The following is a 20,655-nucleotide window of genomic DNA, read 5'->3' on the forward strand; positions in this document are numbered from 1 at the left end:
CTTCTAAGGCAGGCCCATCGCGCGCGGGCGCGGCACCGGGAGCCCACACAATGCTCGGACGCTACGATCGGGGATCGACCGGCGGCGAAGCCAAGGTCGAGTACGGCGACGGCACCATGCGGGTGGTCAAGCCCGGCACCTACGTCCGCTGCGCCGTGACCGGCGAGCCGATCGCCCTCGACGCCCTGCGCTACTGGAACGTCGATCGCCAGGAGGCCTATGCCACCCCCGAGGCGGCGATGCAGCGCCTCAAGGAGATCGGCGCGGCGCGTTGACGGCAGGACGGGCCTTCCGTCGTCCGACCTCGACCGACTTTGTCGGGCTCGGCTTCCTCGCCGGGGCCGCGGGCCTCTTCTTCATCGCCGTCAGCGACTTCGGCGCGATAATCACCGGTCTTTCGGCGGGCGACGAGCTGATCGAGGTCTCGAGTCACGCGCCCGCGGCACTGCCGGGGGCTGTCGGGCTCAGTGCCTTCGCGGCCATGCTTCTGCGGCGGAAGGGGACGCCGCGCGGTGACACGCGTCTCATGGCGGCGGCGCTCACCTGCATTCCGCTGATGCTTCTGCTGCCGATCCCGTACCTGATGACATGGCGGGCCATCCTGACCGATCACGGCTACGCGCCGTGCGAGACGACTGTCGCCGGCCGGCGCACGGTGTACCGCTGGCGTCGGACCGAGTTCGGTCCGTGCCGCTGAACGGCGCCCGCGTCATCCCAAATCCGATCGATCCCTCCGGGATGGCGGATTGGAACCTCGCTCAGGCGCCACGCGGGAACGCCGCCGCGAGCTGCTGGCGGAGCCGCGCTTCATCGGCAAAAGCGAGGGCGACCCGTAGCACCTCCACCGCCGGGCGCGCCTCGGCCGGCAGCCGCACCGCATCCTTCTCCGTCGTGACGAGGCGGGCGCCCTCGCGCGCGGCGAGCGCCGACAATGCCGCCCAATCCCCCGGCCGATAGGGATGATGGTCGGCGAAGGCCCGCTCCGCCACGATCTCGGCGCCCAGGCCCCTCAGCGTCTCGAAGAACTTCTGCGGACGGCCGATCCCGGCAAAGGCGACAACGCGGCGACCGGACCAGTCCGGCCCGGCTTCAGGCACGAGATGGGCGCGGTAGACCGGCAGGTCGCGGCTTTCCGCCGCCGTCGCCGTCGCCTCGCCGGGGGCGCCCTCGCCGACCAGCACGAGGCCGGCGACATGGGGCCATTGCCGGGCCAGCGGCGCGCGCAGCGGCCCGGCGGGGAAGGGAAGGCCGTTGCCGAGGCCAGCACCGCCATCGACCACCGCGAGCGCGAGTGTCTTGGTCAGGCTCGGATTCTGAAGGCCGTCATCCATGACGATCACGTCGGCCCCGGACGCGGCGCAGAGGCGGGCGCCGGCCGGACGGTCGCGGGCGACGATGGTGGGCGCCGCCCGCGCCAGAAGCAGCGGTTCGTCGCCGACCTCCGCCGCCGCGTGCCGAACGGGGTCGACAACGAGCGGCCCGGCGAGCCGGCCGCCATAGCCCCGGCTGAGGAGGGCGGGCGTTCGGCCGAGATCGCGCAGCAGGCGGACGAGAGCGAGGGCCGTCGGCGTCTTGCCGGCGCCGCCGAGGGTGAAGTTGCCGACGCACAGGACGGGGCAGGGCGGTGCCGCGCCGGGCCGGTCCATCCGGTTCGCGGTCAGGCCGCCGTAGACCCGGCCCGCGGGGGCCAGCAGCCGGGCGAACGGATGCGTGGGCGGTCGGGACCAGAAGCCGGGCGGGCGCATCGCAGCCTCAGTCGCGCTCGCGGGCGGAGAGCTTCATCTGCGCGACGTAGGGTTCGAGCACCGCGAAGGTGCGCGCCACCGCGCCCTCGAAGGGCAAGAGCGCGGCCTGGCCCTCGGCCCACATCGCCGCCAGCGCGCGCGGGTCGGCGACCAGTTCGCCGACGGCCTTCTGTAGCTCCGCCTCGTCCGCGACCCGACGCGCGCCGCCCCTGGTGTCGAGCGCGCCATAGGGTTCGTGGAAGTTCTGGACATACGGCCCATGCAGGATCGCGCTGTCCAGGCGCACCGGCTCGATGGGGTTCTGGCCTCCGTGCGGCACCAGCGAGCCGCCGAGGAAGACCAGTGGGCAGAGCCGGTAGAACAGGCCGAGTTCGCCGATCGTGTCGGCGACATAGAGGTCGATCGAGGGCAGCGGGCGCCCGCCCTTGGCGCGCCGGCTCACCCGCAGACCGGCGGCGGCGGCGATCCGCGCCACCTCCTCGCCCCGGCGCGGATGGCGCGGCACGATCACCGTCAGCAGGCGCGGGAAGCGCTGCTTCAAGCCGGCATGGACACGGGCGACGACCTCGTCCTCGCCGGAATGGGTGCTGGCCGCGACCCAGACGGGCCGATCCCCGATCATGTCGCCGAGATAGGCGAGTTGCTGGGAATCGGCCGGCGGCACCGCCGAATCGTACTTGAGATTGCCGACGACATTGATGCGCGGCGCACCGAGCCGGGCGAAGCGCTCTCCGTCCTCGCGGGTCTGGACGAGACAGACCGCGATCCGCGCCAGCAATGCCCGAGCGGTGTCGGGCGAGCGCGTCCAGGCCTTGAACGAGCGCTCCGACATCCGGCCGTTGACCAGCACGAGCGGGATGCCCCGGCGGTGCAGCGACACGATGGTGTTGGGCCAGATCTCGGATTCGGCGACGATGGCGAGATCGGGCTGCCAATGCGCGAGGAAGCGCTCGATCCAGCGCGGCGCGTCGAGCGGCATGTACTGATGCACGGCGCCGGGGGGCAGGCGCTTGCTCAGCAGGTCCGCGGCGCTGCGTGTGCCGGTGGTGACGAGAACCGAGCAGCCGCGGGCGATCATGCCCTCGATCAGCCCGACGAGGGAGAGCGCCTCGCCGATGCTCGCCCCGTGCATCCAGACGAGATGGCCCACCGGCCGGGCCCGGCCGGGCAGGCCGCGGCGCTCGGACAGCCGGACCGGATCCTCCTTGCCCCGTCGCGAGCGCCACGCCAGCAGCCCGGCCACGGCGGGCTCGCCGAGATAGAGTCCGTAGCGGTAGGCGCGAAGCGCGACAGGAAGCTTCGGTACCCTCACGCCGGGCTGCCCTGCGATGCGGGAGCGGACACGCCGCCGACCCGGTCCGGCCGGCCGACGAGGGTGTAGGCCCGGTCGTGGACGCGGTTCAGCTCCGCCTGCACCCGCTGGCGCAGGGCATCGACCTCCTCGGGCGTGACCTCGCGGGGGACGAAGGTCGCCTCGCCGAACACCATGGCACCGCGGCCGAAGGGAAGGCCGAGGCAGGCCCGATCCCAGGAGTTGAAACGGATGTGCCGGCTCGTCACCACCGCCACCGGAACGATGGGCGCGCCGGAAAAGCGCGCGAGCAGGATGATGCCGGCATCGCACACACGGGAGACCTTGGGCACATCGGCCGAAAACGCGACGGTCTCACCGCCCTTCAGCGCCTTGACCATGGCCCGCAGGCCCTCGGCGCCGCCCTTGGCGCGGGCGTCCTTGACCGCGCGACCGCGGGCGCCGGAGGCGCGCATCACGCGCACCCCCATCCGCGTCAGGGCCATGGTGTTGATGTTGCCGTCGGGGGAGCGGGAGATGATCGTGGCGACCCGGTCCTGCGGACGGCTCATGAACGAGATCATGATGTGCTGGCCATGCCACATGGCCGCGATGAACGGGCCGAACGCATCGAGCCGCGCATAGGCGTCTGCCGGCTCCAGGGTGAAGCGGTTGGTGCGCCGGACGAGCCGGAGATAGCCCGAGGCCAGATGGCTGAGCACCCACTGGACGCTCGGCTTGCGGCCGATGGTCTTGATCAGGCCCATGGGTTCTGACCGCTCTGTCCCGATTCGCTTCTCGACCGACCATCGGCCTCCCGCGCCGACATGCGGGGTCGGCGGCTGTCTAGACCCGACCGTACGACGGATGCAACGGAGCCACCCTCCGATCTTAACCTGTGTAATACGAAGCCAAGGACACGAAGCCAAGGAAACGAAGCCAGGAAAACGAAGCGAAGTCAGCGCCGGGGGGCGATGCGGCGGGATGCCCGATATTGACGCCGGCCCGCGTTGCCGCGATGCGGGGTGGCGTATGTTCCGTCTTGCTCATCTCACCGATCCCCATATCGGGCCGCTGCCGCGGCCGCGCCTGCGCCAGCTTCTCAGCAAGCGGGCGGCCGGCTACGTGAACTGGCGCCGGGGCCGCAGCCGCCACCACGACATGGACCTGCTCGGCGCCCTCATCGCCGACCTGCACGGCCAGGGCGTCGACCATGTCGCCTGCACCGGTGACCTGTGCAATCTCGGTCTTCCGGACGAATGGGAGAGCGCCCGGGTGTTTCTCGAAGCGCTGGGTCCGGCGGACCGCGTGAGCTTCGTGCCGGGCAATCACGACGCTTATGTCCGCGGCTCGCTGGAGGGACTGCTCGTCGCCTGCGGCGGCTGGACCGCGGCCGATGACGGGCAGAGCCGTCTGTTCCCCTATCTGCGGCGGCGTGGGCCGCTGGCCCTGGTGGGGCTGTCCTCGGCGATCCCGACCAAGCCGTTCGTCGCGAGCGGCCGGCTCGGGCCGGCGCAGATCGAGGCGGCCGAGCGCGTGCTGCGCGACCTCGCCCTGGCGCCGGAGCGGCCCTGCCGCGTGGTGATGATCCACCATCCGCCCCATCCGGGCGGGGCGGCCTCGGGACGCGAGTTGAAGGATGCGGTCGCCTTCGCGGCGATGATCGGCCGGGCCGGGGCGGACCTGATCCTGCACGGGCACAACCATGTCGGCACCGTGGCCCAGATCACCGGGCCGGACGGGCGGCCGGTGCCGGTGGTCGGCGCGCCCTCGGCCTCGGCGCGCACGCTGCTGACCAACCGGCGCGCCTCCTACTACCTCTACACGGTCACGCCGGGCGAGAACGGCTTCCGGATCGCGGTGACCGAGCGCGGTCTCGACGAGGCGGGCGGCATCGGCGAGTTGTCCGGCTTCGACATCGAGACGCCGCCCGCGGACCGGATCGGACTGATCCATCGGCGGCGCCAGCGCCACACCTGAGCCGACCCGGTCGGGTTCAGAGCACGCCCGTCTTCGACAGGCCGTTGGCCCGGGGCAGGGGACGCAGCAGGCTCTTCACCTGCGAGAACGGCCGCGGCCGGTTGATCACCTCGTCGAGGCGAGACCACAGAGTCTTGGGCGAGAACGGCTTGGAGATGATCTCGTTGACGCCCAGCGCGATCGCCCGGTCGACCACGTTGCGGCGCGGCTGGGCCAGCATGAGGATGATCGGCACGGTCGGCGAGGGCGAGGTGGCCGGGGTTCTGGCGAGCCGGATGAACTCCTCGCCCGACAGGATCGCCAAATCCCAATCGATGATCGTGAGATCGGGCTTGCTCTCGGCGAGCACGCCGAGCGCCTCCGCGCCGTCGGGTGCCTCCAGCACGCGCTTGATGCCGACGCGCATCAGCATGTCGCGCACGATGCGGCGGATGTAGAGGCTCTCGTCCACGACGAGGGCAGAGAGATCCGGGAAGGTCGGAGTTGCGATCATCGGCAGCCGGCGCCCGGTTCGAATCCGGGGCGTTTCGCGGCAAGACTAGCCCCGTTGGGTTTGCATTTTCCTAAAGCGCGGCCGGGAGCGCGGGAATCACAGGCGAGAAACGTCCCCCCTCTACTTCCCCTGCGTGCAAGCGGGATTCGGAACGGACGGGATCCCAAAGGGGGTACGTACGCAGTTTCACCGCGAAAATACGGAGCCCGCAGCACGGATCGGTTAGAAGAACCTTGCGGTATGGGCGGGATTGCGTCAGACCTGAGGCATCGCTCCCGGTAGCCGCAGCCGGGGGGATGATAGTGCGGCGCGTCGGCTGTCTCGAGATAGCGCGCACGCGGTATTCGAGACTTGGCGGGCGGACGGTTTTTGCGAGCTTTCAATGGGACGTGGTCGTGATTTCAGGGGGCCGCAGAAGCGCGGCTTCGACGAGGGTGGTTCCGAGCCGCGGTGGCCCGACGAACTGCCCCCGAGCGGCGGTGACCGCTTCGGCGGCGCGAGCGCCGGCGGCAACCGCTTCGGCGGCGGCGGTGGTTACGGTGGCGGCGGTGGCGGCGGCTTCGACCGCGGCCCGGCCCGCGCGGCGGCTGCACCGACGGGACCGGAGCGTGATGCGACGGTCAAGTGGTTCAACAAGGAGAAGGGCTTCGGCTTCGTGGAGCTCGGCGACGGCTCCGGCGATGCCTTTCTCCACATCCGCGCGGTCGAGGCCGCCGGTCACGACGACCTCCTTCCCGGCACACGCCTGACGGTCCAGACCGCCCAGGGCCAGAAGGGCCCGCAGGTCACCGCCGTGAACAGCGTCGATACCTCCACGGCCGAGGCGGCTCCGCCCCGGCGCGAAGCCCCGCGCTTCGGCGGCGGCGGTGATCGCTTCGGTGGTGGCGACCGCTTCGGCGGCGGTGGCGGCGACCGTTTCGGCGGCGGCAGCCGTGATCGCTTCGGCGGCGCGGGTGCTGGCGGCGGCGGTGGGCGCTTCGCCTCCGGCCCGTCGGTCGAGATGACCGGCACCGTGAAGTGGTACGACCCGGCCAAGGGCTTCGGTTTCGTCTCGGTGAACGACGGCGGCAAGGACGTGTTCGTGCACCGTTCGGCACTCTCCCGCGCCGGCCTCGACTCGCTGGCCGAAGGCCAGCAGGTCACCCTCGGCGTCGTCGAGGGCCAGAAGGGCCGCGAGGCCTCGAGCATCACCGTCGAATATTGATCGACGCGGGCCGCGTGCCGGCCCGAACGACAGCTTACGAAGCGGCGGCCTCAGGGCCGCCGTTTTCGTTTGTCGGGTTGGCGGTCACGACGGGCTTCGGCCAGCGACGACGATGAGGGAGAACGCGATGCGTCGGAGTGCCAGCGCACTCAGCCTGCTCCTCCTGTGCGCGGCACCCGCCGCAGCGGAGGATTTCTCCGGCTTCTACGCCGGTGTGAATGCGGGTTGGGCGTTCGAACGCGGCGACCGGGCTCCGTCCGTAGCGGGGGCACCGGGTGCGGCCAAGCCGGAGGAGGAGCTTCCGCAGAGCGTAGCGCGGGTTCAGGAGCGACGATTGCCGGCGCCCCCGCATCCGGGCGGGCGCCGCTGATCAGCGAGCGCCCGCAATCGCGGAACAGGGCCGAACCGGCGATCGCCGTCGCGTGAAGGCCGTCAGACGTCGCGGCCGTACCGCTCGGCCACCAGGGCGTAGGCGAGGCGGGCGGTCTGGACCTCCCCGCCCTCCGGCCGACCGGGCTTGGTCGAGGGGTTCCAGCCGTAGAGGTCGAAATGCACGTGCGCCTTGGTCCGGCGCACGAAGCGGCGCAGGAACAGGGCGGCGGTGATCGCCCCGGCAAACCCGCCGCCCGGCGCGTTGTTGAGGTCGGCGACCTTCGAATCGAGCAGGCTCGCATAGGGTGGGTGCAGCGGCAGGCGCCACACCGGATCGTTGACGCGCAGGCCCGCTTCCGCGACCGCATTCGCCAGCCCCTCGTCCTCGGTGAAGAAGGCCGGCAGATCGGGGCCCAGCGCCACGCGGGCGGCGCCAGTCAGCGTCGCGAAATCCAGGATGAGGTCCGGCTCCTCGACATCGGCCAGCGCCAGCGCGTCGGCGAGGATCAGGCGTCCCTCCGCGTCGGTGTTGCCGATCTCGACGGTAAGGCCGGCACGGGAGCGGATCACGTCGCCGGGCCGGAAGGCATCGCCGGCAATGGCGTTCTCGACGCTCGGCACGATCAGCCGCAGCCGCACGGGCAGGCCGGCGCCCATGATCATCTCGGCCGCCGCCAGGGCCACGGCGGCGCCGCCCATATCCTTCTTCATCAGCAGCATGTTGGAGGACGGCTTGATGTCGAGCCCGCCGGTGTCGAACACGACGCCCTTGCCCACCAGCGTCACCCGCGGCGCGTCCTCGGCCCCCCAGGTCAGATCGATGAGGCGGGGCGCCCGCGGCGAGGCGACGCCGACGGCGTGGACGAGAGGAAATTCTTTCTCGAGATCCGCGCCGACGGTCACGCAGACCGCCGCGCCGAACCGCTCGCCCAGAGCCCGCACGGCGGCCTCGACTTCGGCCGGTCCGAGATCGTTCGCCGGGGTGTTGACGAGGTCGCGCCCGGCCGCGACCGCAGCCGCGAGCCGCTCGATCGCCGCCGCGTCGATTCCGTCCGGGGCAACGAGGCGCGGGCGCGGCTCGCCCGGCTTGCGGTAGCGCTCGAACCGGTAGCTGCCGAGCCGCCACGCCAGCGCCGCCTCCCTTTGATCGAGATCGTCGCACGGCTCGAAGCGGTAATCGCCGGGGGGCAGGGCGCCCGGTAGCTTGCCGGCGAGAAAGCGGTCGCGACCGCCTGCTTTCGCATCGCCCAGGCCGAAAAGCACGCGGCCGAGTCCGCCGTTCTCTCCGGGCAGGAGGGCGACGCGGCCGGCCTTGGGGGCAAAGCCGGTGGCGTCTGCGAAGCTGCGCTGGAGCGGCGGCAATCCCGCCGCGACGGCGCCCCATCCGGCCTCCGTCACGCAGAGAATCGGGACTGCATCCGCGCCTGCATCGAGAAGGGATGGGCCGTGCTGCGACAGAGGTGAGGTCATGGAAAATAAGCTTAACCGGCCATTAGGGTTAACGCTCTATCACCCCGCCATCGGTACGGCGCAAGCGCCCGCCGTGGCATTGGGAGGAGAGGACACCATGACCGGCATTTGCAGCGCGGCTCCGAGCCAGCCTGGAATGGTCCGGACACGCCGTGTGCTCGCCCTGGCCCTCGTCGGCCTCGGGCTGGCCGGGTGCCAGAGCCGCTCGCCCGAGACGACCGGCTCGATCGGCGGCCTCAGCCTGCTGGGCGCGAACCGTGCCGAACGCTCGCCCCGCGCCGAAATCGATGCCCTGGCCGCGCGCTACAACGCGGACCCGAACGACGTGCGCGCCGCCATGCGCTACGCCGCGGCCCTGCGGGCGACCGACCAGAAATCACAAGCCGTCGCGGTGCTGCAGCAGGTCGCCCTGCGCAACCCGAAGGACAAGGTCGTGCTCGCCGCCTACGGCAAGAGCCTCGCCGATGCCGGCCGCTACCAGGAGGCCAACGAAGTCCTTCAGAACGCCCACAGCCCGGCCCAGCCCGATTGGCGTGTGCTCTCGGCGCAGGGGATGGTGGCCGACGAGACCGGCGATCACGCCCGGGCTCAGAACCTCTACGACACCGCCCTCAAGATCGCGCCAAACGAGCCGCGGATCCTGTCGAATCTCGGCCTGTCCTACGCACTCTCCCGCCGCCTCGACGAGGCCGAGACGACCCTGCGCCTCGCCGTGGCCCAGCCGAAGGCCGATGCCCGCGTGCGCCAGAACCTCGCCCTGGTGCTCGGCCTCAAAGGCCGCTACGACGAGGCGGAGCAAGTGCTGGCCCAGGATCTCGGCCCAGCGGAAGCGGCGGCCAACATGCGTGAGATGCGCGCCATGGCAGCCCGCCGCGCGGCACCGAAGACGGCCCAGGCCGGCAATGCGGCTCCGGGCCGGCAGCTCGCACGGACGGCGATCCAGTAAAGCCGGGATCTTGGCCCGTCGACCTTGACGAAACCGGCTCATCTCCCCTATAGGCTCGCCACTTCCATAGGACTCCGCCGGTATCGATTGTCGCGAGGGTTCGACGCCCTCGGCGCAAGAGCCGTGTGGCATTGCCGAAACGCTTCAGCGCCGAGACCCGGCCTAACGTTGACAGGACTGTAACGATGTCGCGTCGCTGCGAACTCACGGGCAAGGCCGTTCAGGTCGGTCACCTCGTGAGCCACTCGAACCGGAAGACCAAGTGCCGGTTCCTGCCGAACCTCTGCAATGTCACGCTGCAGTCGGACACCCTCAACCGCCGCGTCCGCTTGCGGGTGACCGCCCACGCGCTCCGCTCGGTCGAGCATCGTGGCGGCCTCGACGCCTTCCTCGTGAAGGCCCGCGAAATCGAGCTGTCGCAGACGGCCCGCCTGCTGAAGCGCGACATCGAGAAGAAGATCGCCGAGACCGCGACGCCCGCCGCCGCGTAATGCCCTCTGGCCCGAGGGGCCTGAGCTTCTTCTCAAGTGAATCGGGAGGCCACCGGATGCGCAGCGCGCGCCCGGTGGCCTTTTCCGTTCGACAAGGCACACGCTGCCGATGACGGCGCTCACCCTCATCATCCCGATCTTCGGCCTCGTGCTGGTCGGCTGGCTGGCCTCGCTCTCCAAGATCATCTCGGAGCGCGTCGGCGACGGACTGTCCGAATACGTCTTCGCCCTGGCGGTGCCGGCCCTCATCGTCTCGACGCTGACGCGGCCGGGCCTATCGGGCGAGATCGCCTGGGGCTACTGGGCGAGCTATTTCGGCGGGGCCGCCATCGCCTGGGCCACCGGCTCGCTGATCGGGCGCCGCACCGAGGGCGTGGACCGGCGCGGGGCCGTGCTGCACGGCTTTGCCGCAAGCCAATCGAACACCGTCTTCGTCGGCGTGCCGATGATTCTCCAGGCCTACGGCGAATCGGGCGCTTTCCCGCTCTTCATGCTGCTCGCCGTCCACCTACCCTTGATGATGGGCGCGGCGACCTTCCTGATCGAATCGGAGGGCGGGCGCCCCCTGGGCCAGCGGCTGAAGGCGCTCGGCCTCGCGCTCGGCAAGAATCCAATCTTCGTGGCGCTCGCCGTCGGCATGGCGATGAAGGCGGCCGGCCTCTCCTTTTCGGGCATCCCCAAGGCGCTGGTCGATTCGCTGGCCGGCACCGCCTCGACCTGCGCGCTGATCGCGCTGGGAGCCGGCCTCACCCGCTACAAGGTGCTGCACGACCTGCGCGGCGCGAGCATTGTCGCCGCCTTGAAGCTCGGCCTGCACCCGTTCGCGGTCTACGTGCTCGCCTTCCACGTCTTCACCATGCCGCCGGCCTATGCCGGCGTCGCCGTGCTGTTCGCGGCGATGCCGGTGGGCATCAACGCCTACCTGCTGGCCGTGCGCTACAAGAGCGAGCAGGGCTTGGTCGCCGCCGCCGAGCTGGTCTCGACGCTGGCCGCCACCGCGACCACGGTCGGCTGGCTGCTACTGCTCGGGCGCGGATAGTTTTTCGGACTTCGTTCTCAAGCGGGATCTCGGGTCGTCGCATAGGATGGCTGCGTTGACCCCGGCCCCCTCGCTCCATAGGTTGCCCGCTCTTGCGCCCCGGCCCGAACGGCCGGCGCGGCGCTTGTCCAGACCCCGAAAAGCTTGCTTGTGATGTCCGCGCCCCTCCGCCTCGACCCCGACATTCTGGAGGCTGCCGCCTCCGCCGCCGCCTGGCCGTTCGAGGAGGCGCGCAAGCTCGTGGCCCGGTTGGAGCGCAAGCCCAAGAGCGAGGTTCTGTTCGAGACCGGCTATGGCCCCTCGGGCCTGCCGCATATCGGCACCTTCGGCGAGGTCGCCCGCACCTCCATGGTACGCCACGCCTTCCGGGTGCTGACCAAGGACGCGGTGCCGACCCGGCTGATCGCCTTCTCCGACGACATGGACGGCCTGCGCAAGGTTCCGGACAACGTGCCGAACCGCGAGCGGCTGGCCGAGGCCCTGAATCTCCCGCTGACCCAGGTCCCCGATCCATTCGGCACGCATGACAGCTTCGGCGCCCACAACAACGCGGAACTCCGCCGCTTCCTCGACGCCTTCGGCTTCGACTACGAGTTCCGCTCCGCCACCGCGTGCTACAAGGCCGGCCTCTTCGACGACACGCTCCGCCTCGTCCTGGAGCGCTACGAGGCGGTGATGGCGATCATGCTGCCGTCGCTGCGGGCCGAGCGCTCGGCGAGCTACTCGCCGTTCCTGCCGATCCACCCCGTCACCGGCCACGTGATGCAGGTGGCCATCGACGAGGTACGCCCAAGCGCCGGCACCATCGTCTGGCGCGATCCGGCAACGAACGAGGCCTACGAGACGCCGGTGACCGGCGGTCACGTCAAGCTGCAATGGAAGCCCGACTGGGCGATGCGCTGGGTGGCGCTGGGCGTCGATTACGAGATGGCCGGCAAGGACCTGATCGATTCGGTCAAGCTCTCGGGCCAGATCGCGCGCGCCCTCGGCGCCGAGCCGCCGGAGGGGTTCAACTACGAACTCTTCCTCGACGAGAAGGGCCAGAAGATCTCGAAGTCGAAGGGCAACGGCCTGACCATCGACGAGTGGCTGACCTACGCCACGCCTGAGTCGCTCGCGTTGTTCATGTACAACAAGCCGCGCGAGGCCAAGCGGCTGTTCTTCGACGTGATCCCGCGCCACGTCGACGAGTACGACAACTTTCTCGGCCGTTTCGCCGGCCAGGAGGCGAAGCACCGGCTCGGCAACCCGGTCTGGCACCTGCACGCGGGCGCGCCGCCGGCCGTCGAGACCATCGACGAGGCCGGCACCACGCTCTCCTTCGGCATGCTCCTCAACCTCGTGGCGGTGGCCAATGCCGAGAACGAGGCGGTGCTGTGGGGCTTCATCCGCCGCTACGCGCCGAATGTCGGGCCGGAGACGCATCCGCGGCTCGCCGGCCTCGTGACGCGCGCGCTCGCCTATTACCGGGACTTCGTGCGCCCGCAGAAGCAGTACCGCGCGCCCACCGAAGAAGAGGCCGCGGCCCTGCGCGACCTCGCGGACACGCTCAAGGAGCACGAGGGCTCGACCGATCCGGAGGCGCTGCAGGCGATCGTCTACGAGGTCGGCCGGCGCCACTTCCCCGACCTGTCGGGCAAGGCCAAGAGCCCGGACGGGCGGCCCGGCGTCTCGAAGACGTGGTTCGCCTCGATCTACAACGTGCTGTTCGGCGAGGCGCAGGGGCCGCGCTTCGGCTCGTTCATCGCGCTCTACGGCGTGGCGGGCACCCGGGCGCTGATCGAGAAAGCGCTGAGCGGCGCGCTGGTGGCCGAGCACGCGGCCTTCCTCGAGAGCCGCAAGGCTGCGGCGGCCTGAGCCGGGGCGGGGCCGATGCGGAGGATGGGGGCGTTGGCAGGCATCCTCGGCGTTCTCGCTGCCCTGATCGCGCCGAACCGGCCGGTGGTGCGGACCTTGTCAGGGGGCTGAACCACGCCGGCCGGTTCATCGCTGGCCACTTCACATCACGAGAAATCGGCCGGCCGGCGACCGAACTTCGCGCCAGGCGGCTCAAAATCGATCTCCGCGGCGCCCGGCATCGCCAGCGCATCGGCAACCTTCCGCCGCCCGTCGAGCCGCCGTGTGCTCCGATCAAGCGCCGCCCCAAGCCCGATGCCGGCGGCATAGGCCGCGACGTTCCATGGTGAGAAGAGGCGGCCGAGCAGCAACTGCCCCGCCAGCGTCAAGCGAAACGCGTCGAGCCCCGGCGTATGGACGAGGCGGAACAGCTCGACCAGCACGGCGACGATCAGGGCGACCGCCGCCAGCCGCAGGACCGGGGCGGAGGGCCGGCCGAGGGCGACGAGCCCGTAGACCATCGCGCCCCACAGGACCGAGCCTCCGTACTTCACGATCTCCCGAGGCAGGCCGAGCGGCAGATAGCGCACGCCGACGCCCGCCGCGATCACGAGCAGGACGGCGGCGAAGAGGAGAGGGCGGCGGGATCGGAGGCTCGGCATCGCGGTCCGGCGGTTTACAGCGCGGAACGCGCCCGGTATCACCCCAGGCCACACCGATAGTCGAGTTTCACACCAGATGCGCGCCGAGATCGAACAGGCCTCGGATGCCGCCAAGCAGTCTATAGGGCTGCTGAGGAGGCATCTTTGACTGGGACACCGTCGATAAACGTCTCGCGGAGCTGAACGCAGCTTCCGAGAATCCCGACCTCTGGAACGATCCGGAGGCCGCACAGAAGGTCATGCGCGAGCGCCAGGAGCTCGACGAGGCCGTCACCGCGATCAAGAAGCTCGAACGCGATCTCGAGGACGGCGCGACGCTGATCGAACTCGGCGAGATGGAGGGCGACCAAGCCTCCATCAGCGAGGGCGAGGCCACGATCAAGGCGGTCGAGAAGGAAGCCGCGAGCCGGCAGGTCGAGACCCTGCTCTCGGGCGAGGCCGACGGCTTCGACACCTATCTCGAAGTCCATGCGGGCGCGGGCGGCACCGAGAGCCAGGATTGGGCCAACATGCTCCAGCGCATGTATGCCCGCTGGGCCGAGCGCCGGAAGTTCAAGGTCGAGATCGTCGAGATGACCGACGGCGAAGAGGCCGGGATCAAGGGCGCCACGCTCCTGATCAAGGGCCACAACGCCTATGGCTGGCTCAAGACCGAGTCCGGCGTGCACCGGCTCGTGCGGATCTCGCCCTACGATTCCAACGCGCGGCGGCACACCAGCTTCGCGAGCGTCTGGGTCTATCCGGTCGTCGATGACCGGATCGAGATCGAGATCAAGGAATCGGACTGCCGCATCGACACCTACCGGTCGTCGGGCGCGGGCGGCCAGCACGTCAACACGACCGATTCGGCGGTGCGCATCACGCACAACCCGACCGGCATCGTCGTGGCCTGTCAGCAGGAGCGCTCTCAGCACAAGAACCGGGCCACCGCCTGGAACATGCTGCGCGCCCGGCTCTACGAAGCCGAGCTGAAGAAGCGCGAGGAGAAGGCCAACGCCGAGGCGGCCTCGAAGACGGAGATCGGCTGGGGCCACCAGATCCGATCCTACGTGCTTCAGCCGTACCAGCTCGTGAAGGATCTGCGCACGGGCACGCAATCGACCGATCCGGACGAGGTGCTCGACGGCGACCTCGACCCGTTCATGGAAGCCTCGCTGGCCCAACGCGTGTTCGGCGGCAGCGAAGACGTCGCGGATATCGACTGACTCCCCTGTCTCCTCCCCTCGCGGGGAGGGGACATCCGGCTTCAATCCGCGAAGACGAATTGTGCCCCGGCCTTCAGGAACCGCTGCGGATCGACCGGATCGCCGTCGATGCGGGTCTCGTAATGCAAGTGGCTGCCGGTGGAGCGGCCGGTCGAGCCCGCGAATCCCACGACACTCCCCGCCTCGATCCGCTGGCCGACCGAGACCGCGGTGCCGGACAGGTGCGCGTAGCGTGTGACGAGGCCGCGGCCGTGATCGACCTCGACCATGTTGCCGTAGCCGCCGGCATATTCGGCCGCCGTGATCCGCCCGGCGGCGGTGGCCCGGACGGGGGCGCCGGTCTCGGCGCGCATGTCCACCCCCGTATGGAGCGCGTAGCCGCGGGTGAAAGGGTCGAGCCGGGCCCCGAAGCTGCTGGTGAGGGCGATCGCGCCCGGAAGCGGCTGGCGGAAGGGGAGGGCGGCGGTCACCCGGCGCAGATGCGTCTCCTCCTCGATCTGGCGCCGGGCCTCGGCCAGCGCCTGTGCGAAGGCATCGGGCCCAAGGGAAACGAGAGGGCCGCCGACGCCGCCCGGAGGCGGATCGAACCGGGCCGGTGACAGACCCGTGCGGGCGATCAGGTCGCGGAAGCGTTCGGCGCTGCGCCCGGCCTGAAGGGCGATGCCGGCTGCAGCCCGCGACTGCGCCTCGGCGACACGATGGAGCGCATCCTCCAGGCGCGACAGGCGCGCGGACGAGACGCGGCCGGCGGCCTCGGCCCGGTCCTCGCCGCCCATGCGCAATTCCGGTGTCGGGAACGGCTTCTGGACACGCGCCGCGGGCTCCGCGACCGGGATCGGCGCGGGCGGCGGCAAATCGATGGGTGCTGCGGCCCCACCCAGACCGGAGAGCAGCCCCTGGCGCTTCTCGATCAGGGCCTGCCGCTCGGTCAGGGCGGAAAGCCGGCTCTCGACGCTGCCGCGCTCCGCGTTGCGCTCGGCCGCCGCGCGGTCGAGGGCGCGTTGAAGGGTGCCGATCCGTTCCTCGTAGGTGAACTGCATCGCGCTCTGGCGCGAGACGAAGCGGGCCAGCATCTCGTCGTGGAAGACGAGGTAATAGCTCGCGGCAGCCGCCCAGAGCGTCGAGACGGCGAGACCGAGGCCGAGCGCCAGGACGAGACGGCGCTGGGAGAGAGGGGAAAGGCCAGCGCTGCGGCGGGCCTGAGCAGTCGATGGCATGGCACGTCGGACGTTCGGAGACGGGCCCGATCACAGACGATTAAGGTTAAGGAAGCCTCGCATTTGTTAGCGATCGGCTGCCCGCATCGAGACACGAGACGCCGGTTCAGGAGATTGCATCATCCCGAAAGCCGCAGACCGTCTTTCGGGATGATGCCAGCGTGCGATCCGTCGTCAGGCCAGGGCTTTGACGGCTTCCAGAACCTCCTCGACATGGCCCGGCACCTTCACCTTGTGCCAGATCCGCGCGATCCGTCCCTCGCGGTCGATGAGCACGGTCGTGCGCTCCACGCCCATGTATTTGCGGCCGTACATGCTCTTCTCGACCCAGACACCGTAAGTCTCCAGCATCGATTTCGCTTCGTCGGAGGCGAGCGGGAAGGTCAGGCCATACTTCGCCCTGAACTTATCGTGGCTCTTGACGGAATCCGGCGAGACACCGACCACCTTGGCACCGGCTGCCGCGAAGGCCTCGCTCTGGGCGTTGAAGTTCTGCGCCTCGAGGGTGCAACCGCTCGTATCGTCCTTGGGGTAGAAATAAAGCACGATCTTGTGACCGCGCAGGCTCTCAAGAGAGATGGTCTCGCCGCCCGCCCCGGGTAACGAGAACAGGGGCGCGGCATTGCCGGTCTCTAGCGGCATCTCGCCTTCCTTTCGGCCGATTGATGGTGTGCCTGATCCCATGCACGCAGACCTACCGGGACGCCATGCCGGAATGGCTTGAATCCTGAGGAAAGCCGCCGCGGCAAACGGACCTTCGCCCGAACCTACGGGTGTAGCAGCGAACGAGTGATGGATCAGGAAACGGCCAGGACCCTGCTCCAGGAGGCGGTCGAGGCGCCGCGCAAAGCGCGCCGTCGGCGGCGGCCGGTGCTGTGGTGCGCGCTGCTTCTCGTCTTCCTGGTCGGGCTCGGCGGCGGGCTCGTTGCCCTGCGGCTGTCGCAGGGTCCGCTGCGCATCGACGGATTGACGCATCAGGTCGCCGAGGCGGTCGCGAGCCGGTTCGGTCCGGGCTGGCGCGTGGCGTTGCGCGACAGCGCGCTCGAGCTCGACAGCGAATCCTCGTTGGCACTCCGAGTCGGCGGGCTCGACATCTTCAACCCGGAGGGCGCGCTCGTGGTGCGCGCCCCGCTCGCGGTGGTCAGCCTCGATACGTGGAGCCTGCTGCGCCTCTCGGTCCAGCCGCGCTCCATCGAATTCCGCGACATCGAGATGACCGCCCTCGTCCATGATGACGGGTCCATCGCCTTCGCCGCCTCGTCACCGTCGCAAGGCGAGGCGGCCAAGCCCCATACCCTGCCGAGCGTGGACGCCGCCCGCGGCACCGTCTCGCCGGTCTCGGCGGCGGTCGCCTCGATCTTCGGCGTCGTGCTCGATCCGGCCGGCGTTATCGGCGCCCTTGACCGGGCGCGGATCACCAACGGGCGCCTGACCCTCGTCGACGACGCCCGGCACCAGGCCACCTTTGAGCGGGTGAACGGCCTGTTCCGCCGCGGCACCAGCGACGATTCGCGGGTGTTCGAGCTGCGCATCGACGGACCCCACGGCGAGTGGCGCTTCGGCGGGCGCGTCCACGAGGCGGGGGAGGGGCGGCGCGCGGGCGTCATCACCCTGGACGACCTGCCCATCACCGATCTGCTGCTGCTGTCCGGCCACTCGAAGATGCCGGTGGAGACCGACCTCAAGCTCTCGGCCAGGGCCGACGTGGCGCTGTCGGGCGGCCGCATCGAGACGATGAAGGCCGAGGTGAAGACCGGCGGCGGTACCCTCCTCATCGACGAGAAGGACTTCAACCCCGTCGTCGTCGACGAGCTGCGCACCGAGGCGAGCTGGGACGAGACGCAGCGCGCGCTCGCGATCTCCGCCATCGACTACAAGGGCGGCGGCAACGACGCGCACCTGACCGGCGCCTTCGCCATCGGCCCGCCCGGTGCCGAGGATGCGTGGACCCTGGACTTCGCCGGCAAGGACGCGCTTCTGCGCGGCGCCGCCCGCAGCGACCCGTCCTTCCGCATCGGCGAGATCAGCGGGCGGATCACCGGACGGGCCGGAGGTGTGAACATCGAGTCGATCGCGCTTACGGGCGAGGGCCTGAACGGACGCCTGAGCGGGACGGTCGGCACGCGAGCCGACGACGAGGGCATCACGCTGCACATCGTCGCCAACGACACCGATGGCCGCAAGGCCATGCGGCTCTGGCCTGAGAACATCGCGCCCGGCGTGCGCAACTACCTCGTGGACGAACTGCGCGGCGGACGGCTCGATCAGGCGGACATCCAGATCGACATGAGCGGACCGGAACTCGCTGCCGCGACCCGTGGCGACCCGATGCCGGATGCCGCGCTCAACGTGACCTTCGCGGTCTCGGATGCCGGCCTGACCATCTCTCCGGACGCGCCACCCCTGAGCCACGGCCGGGTCACCGGTACGATCACCGGCCGCAGCACGACGATCCAGAACGCCACCGCCGAGATCCGCCTCTCCGACACGCGGGCCCTGACGATCTCGAACGCCTCCTTCCTGATCCGCGATCCGCAGCCGGACAAGATCATCGCCCAGCTCGGCCTGCGGCTGTCCGGCTCCGTCGATTCGCTGGCCGCGCTCCTCGAAACCCCGATGTTCAAGGGATTTACGGGCGTCGACATCGACCCGGCCACGCTGAAGGGCAAGGCGGACCTGCGCCTCGACGTGCCGATCAACCTCAAGCACGTGCCCGATCTCGCCGAGATGCCGGTGACGCTCACCGGCTCGGTCACCGAATTCAGCATGGACAAGGCGGTCGGCAAGGATCGCTTCGAGGCGGGCCGCTTCACGCTCTCCTTCGACCGCAGCGGCTTCACCCTCAAGGGCGATGGGCGGCTGCTCGGCACCGCCGTCGCCATCGACCTGAAGCAGCCCAAGCCCGGCACACCCGGCGAGGCGGTGGTGAGCCTGAACCTCGACGACGCCTTCCGCGCCAAGCGCGGCCTGCCGACCGCGCCGCAGCTCGGCGGCATCATCCCGGCCCGCGTCGTGGTGCCGGTCGGGCGTCCCGCCTCCGCCGGCAAGCCACCGGCCCGGGTCGAGGCGGACCTGACCCGCGCCTCGATCAACGGTCTGATGCCCGGCTGGAGCAAACCCGCGGGCAAGGCCGGGCGCCTCGGCTTCACCCTGGTGGAGGCGGCCGGCGGCGGGATGGAGCTGCGCGACATCACCCTCGACGCCGCCCCCGCGCTCGCCCGAGGCAGCGCCACGATCTCGGCCGAGGGCACTCTCGAACGGGCGGACCTGACGGCGCTCAAGCTCTCGCCGGGCGACGATATGCGCGTCAGCCTCGACCGGGCCGGCTCGACCTACAAGGTCGCGGTGAAGGGCGCCGTCCTCGATGCACGGCCCTTCCTCAAGGGCCTGACGGATGACGGCAAAGGCAGCAAGGATCCCGGCAAGGACATCGAGGCGGATGTCGCCGCCAACATCGTCTCCGGCTTCAACGGCGAGTCGCTTACCAACGCCACGCTGAAGGCAAGCTTCAAGGGCGGCGATCTGCGCGCCGCCCAGTTCAAGGGCCGTTTCGGCGGTTCCCCGCTCAGCGCCGTGGTTCGGAGCGAGCGCGGCGCACCGCTGCTGACCCTCGACTCCGCCGATTCCGGCGCGACGCTCCGCTTCCTCGACATCTACAAGCGGATGTATGGCGGGCGGCTCGCGCTCAACGTCTATCTCAATGACGGTCCGCAGGCCGGCGTGGTCCAGATCAAGGATTTTGCCCTGCGCAATGAGCCCGCCCTGTCGAGCATCGTCGCCCAGGCCCCGCTGCCCTCGGACGGACGGCGCGCGGCCCCGAACGCCAACGATGTCGGCTTCGACAAGATGCGCGCGAACTTCACCCGCAGCGGCCCGCGGGTGAGCTTCTCCGACGCGGCGATCTCGAACGCGGCGATGGGCTTCACCGCAACCGGCTGGCTCGACACGGCCAAGGAGCGCACGCAGATCGACGGCACCTTCGTGCCGCTCTACGGGCTCAACAACGTGGTGGCGCAGGTGCCGTTGTTCGGGCCATTGCTGGCCGGCGGCAGCAACGAGGGCCTGTTCGCGGTGAACTTCAACGTCTCGGGGCCCATCGCCAAGCCGACGGTCAACGTGAACCCGCTCTCGGCGGTGGCCCCCGGCTTCCTGCGCAAGCTGTTCGGCGCCGGCAGCGGCGATACCTTCGCCAATGGGGCCGGGCAGGGCGGACCGGAGCAGTAGGGATCAGGACGCCGCTGTCCTGACCCCATCGAGAGAACGGCCGGGGCTGGGATCGGATGGTCGAGCGGACCACATCCGGACGGGGCCGGAGGTCAGCTTCGATCTGACGCGACGCGGCACAACAGCGCTGTGTGGCGCACCGTCACTGGGCGCGTTGAGCCTCATGACGGAGGCGCAAGAGCTTACGAAGAGCCCGTAACGCAAACCCGCGCGGGGCGGATCGGCGGCGGGACGGTGCTTCAAGTCGCGCCTTTCCAAGGATCGGCCTTTCGCATACGGCGTTGAGGCCAACCGGTTCGAACGACCTGACCGGTGACGGCTCCCGCGTCCAAGTCCGGCGCTCATTGCAGCGACATCGAAGGGCGCGGACAGTCCTCCTTCCAACGCAATCCCCGTGAGGTCACGGCTCGGCGGGTCGCACCCCGGACCGGCTTGGCCAGGACCTCAATGTCGGACCGTGGAAGCGGGACCGACCGCAGC

The 20,655-nt window shown here is 70.1% G+C and carries 19 protein-coding genes; 11 read left to right on the forward strand and 8 right to left on the reverse strand.

Translation table 11 applies throughout. The annotated features are described in order from the left end of the window. Positions 1-50: 50 nt before the first annotated feature. Together E4V01_RS13310 and E4V01_RS13315 are read left to right on the forward strand one after the other, a co-directional pair. Positions 51-275: a DUF2093 domain-containing protein gene (locus E4V01_RS13310; protein ID WP_060770368.1), complete on the forward strand. Its 225-nt coding sequence runs from the start codon at positions 51-53 to the stop codon at positions 273-275. Then, a complete protein-coding gene (locus E4V01_RS13315; protein ID WP_135298663.1) occupies positions 272-697 on the forward strand; it encodes a hypothetical protein in 426 nt (141 codons plus the stop codon). Before E4V01_RS13310 ends, E4V01_RS13315 begins: the two co-directional genes overlap by 4 nt. A gap of 61 nt (positions 698-758) precedes the next feature. On the opposite strand, the gene lpxK is transcribed toward E4V01_RS13315, so the two are convergent. Genes lpxK through E4V01_RS13330 form a run of 3 tightly spaced genes read right to left on the reverse strand, consistent with a single transcriptional unit; the run spans position 759 to position 3,803 of the window. Next, a complete protein-coding gene (lpxK, locus tag E4V01_RS13320) occupies positions 759-1,745 on the reverse strand; it encodes a tetraacyldisaccharide 4'-kinase (RefSeq protein WP_135298664.1) in 987 nt (328 codons plus the stop codon). Between the two features lie 7 nt (positions 1,746-1,752). Next, positions 1,753-3,057 carry a 3-deoxy-D-manno-octulosonic acid transferase gene (locus E4V01_RS13325; RefSeq protein ID WP_060770371.1) on the reverse strand — a complete coding sequence of 435 codons (1,305 nt, stop codon included), beginning with the start codon at positions 3,055-3,057 and terminating at the stop codon, positions 1,753-1,755. Further along, positions 3,054-3,803, reverse strand: coding sequence for a lysophospholipid acyltransferase family protein (locus E4V01_RS13330; protein WP_060770372.1), 750 nt, complete (start codon positions 3,801-3,803; stop codon positions 3,054-3,056). Before E4V01_RS13330 ends, E4V01_RS13325 begins: the two co-directional genes overlap by 4 nt. A 265-nt stretch (positions 3,804-4,068) precedes the next feature. On the opposite strand from E4V01_RS13330, the gene E4V01_RS13335 reads away from it, so the two are divergent. Further along, positions 4,069-5,016 carry a metallophosphoesterase gene (locus E4V01_RS13335; RefSeq protein WP_135298665.1) on the forward strand — a complete coding sequence of 316 codons (948 nt, stop codon included), beginning with the start codon at positions 4,069-4,071 and terminating at the stop codon, positions 5,014-5,016. A 16-nt stretch (positions 5,017-5,032) separates the two neighbouring features. Here the strand turns inward: E4V01_RS13335 and E4V01_RS13340 are convergent, their stop codons facing one another. Then, entirely contained in the window at positions 5,033-5,509 is a 477-nt protein-coding gene (locus tag E4V01_RS13340) for a response regulator (RefSeq protein ID WP_060770374.1), read from the reverse strand. 382 nt (positions 5,510-5,891) lie between these two features. Between E4V01_RS13340 and E4V01_RS26630 the strand changes: the two genes are divergently transcribed. After that, the gene (locus E4V01_RS26630; RefSeq protein WP_135298666.1) at positions 5,892-6,713 is read left to right on the forward strand and encodes a cold-shock protein; all 822 of its coding nucleotides are present in this window, start codon (positions 5,892-5,894) and stop codon (positions 6,711-6,713) included. Between the two features lie 127 nt (positions 6,714-6,840). Beyond that, the gene (locus tag E4V01_RS13350) at positions 6,841-7,083 is read left to right on the forward strand and encodes a hypothetical protein (protein WP_135298667.1); all 243 of its coding nucleotides are present in this window, start codon (positions 6,841-6,843) and stop codon (positions 7,081-7,083) included. A gap of 62 nt (positions 7,084-7,145) precedes the next feature. On the opposite strand, the gene E4V01_RS13355 is transcribed toward E4V01_RS13350, so the two are convergent. Then, positions 7,146-8,555 (reverse strand): M17 family metallopeptidase, encoded by a 1,410-nt coding sequence (locus E4V01_RS13355; RefSeq protein WP_135298668.1) that lies wholly within the window; start codon positions 8,553-8,555, stop codon positions 7,146-7,148. Positions 8,556-8,652: 97 nt separating this feature from the next. On the opposite strand from E4V01_RS13355, the gene E4V01_RS13360 reads away from it, so the two are divergent. From E4V01_RS13360 to E4V01_RS13375, 4 genes are all read left to right on the forward strand, one after another. Beyond that, on the forward strand, positions 8,653-9,501 hold the full coding sequence (locus tag E4V01_RS13360) for a tetratricopeptide repeat protein (protein WP_060770377.1): 849 nt from the start codon (positions 8,653-8,655) through the stop codon (positions 9,499-9,501). 185 nt (positions 9,502-9,686) lie between these two features. Beyond that, positions 9,687-9,992, forward strand: coding sequence for a 50S ribosomal protein L28 (rpmB, locus tag E4V01_RS13365; RefSeq protein ID WP_060770378.1), 306 nt, complete (start codon positions 9,687-9,689; stop codon positions 9,990-9,992). A 109-nt stretch (positions 9,993-10,101) separates the two neighbouring features. After that, positions 10,102-11,031: an AEC family transporter gene (locus tag E4V01_RS13370; protein ID WP_135298669.1), complete on the forward strand. Its 930-nt coding sequence runs from the start codon at positions 10,102-10,104 to the stop codon at positions 11,029-11,031. Between the two features lie 153 nt (positions 11,032-11,184). Continuing rightward, positions 11,185-12,888, forward strand: coding sequence for a lysine--tRNA ligase (locus E4V01_RS13375; protein WP_135298670.1), 1,704 nt, complete (start codon positions 11,185-11,187; stop codon positions 12,886-12,888). 146 nt (positions 12,889-13,034) lie between these two features. On the opposite strand, the gene E4V01_RS13380 is transcribed toward E4V01_RS13375, so the two are convergent. Next, positions 13,035-13,529 carry a DUF2809 domain-containing protein gene (locus E4V01_RS13380; protein WP_135298671.1) on the reverse strand — a complete coding sequence of 165 codons (495 nt, stop codon included), beginning with the start codon at positions 13,527-13,529 and terminating at the stop codon, positions 13,035-13,037. A 76-nt stretch (positions 13,530-13,605) separates the two neighbouring features. Between E4V01_RS13380 and prfB the strand changes: the two genes are divergently transcribed. Then, positions 13,606-14,734, forward strand: a protein-coding gene (gene prfB, locus E4V01_RS13385; RefSeq protein WP_135298672.1) for a peptide chain release factor 2 whose coding sequence is annotated in 2 segments (ribosomal slippage) — positions 13,606-13,674 and positions 13,676-14,734 — 1,128 coding nt in all. Because the reading frame shifts where the segments join, the coding sequence is not laid out codon by codon here. A 41-nt stretch (positions 14,735-14,775) separates the two neighbouring features. Here prfB and E4V01_RS13390 read toward each other — a convergent pair. Then, positions 14,776-15,951 carry a M23 family metallopeptidase gene (locus E4V01_RS13390; RefSeq protein ID WP_135298673.1) on the reverse strand — a complete coding sequence of 392 codons (1,176 nt, stop codon included), beginning with the start codon at positions 15,949-15,951 and terminating at the stop codon, positions 14,776-14,778. Positions 15,952-16,125: 174 nt separating this feature from the next. After that, the gene (locus E4V01_RS13395; protein WP_135298674.1) at positions 16,126-16,593 is read right to left on the reverse strand and encodes a peroxiredoxin; all 468 of its coding nucleotides are present in this window, start codon (positions 16,591-16,593) and stop codon (positions 16,126-16,128) included. A 150-nt stretch (positions 16,594-16,743) separates the two neighbouring features. Between E4V01_RS13395 and E4V01_RS13400 the strand changes: the two genes are divergently transcribed. Next, complete coding sequence (locus tag E4V01_RS13400; protein ID WP_135298675.1) at positions 16,744-20,175, forward strand: AsmA-like C-terminal region-containing protein; 3,432 nt, start codon at positions 16,744-16,746, stop codon at positions 20,173-20,175. Positions 20,176-20,655: the final 480 nt, after the last annotated feature.

It is taken from the genome of Methylorubrum sp. Q1 (genome assembly GCF_004683995.1).
Classification (GTDB): Bacteria; Pseudomonadota; Alphaproteobacteria; order Rhizobiales; family Beijerinckiaceae; genus Methylobacterium.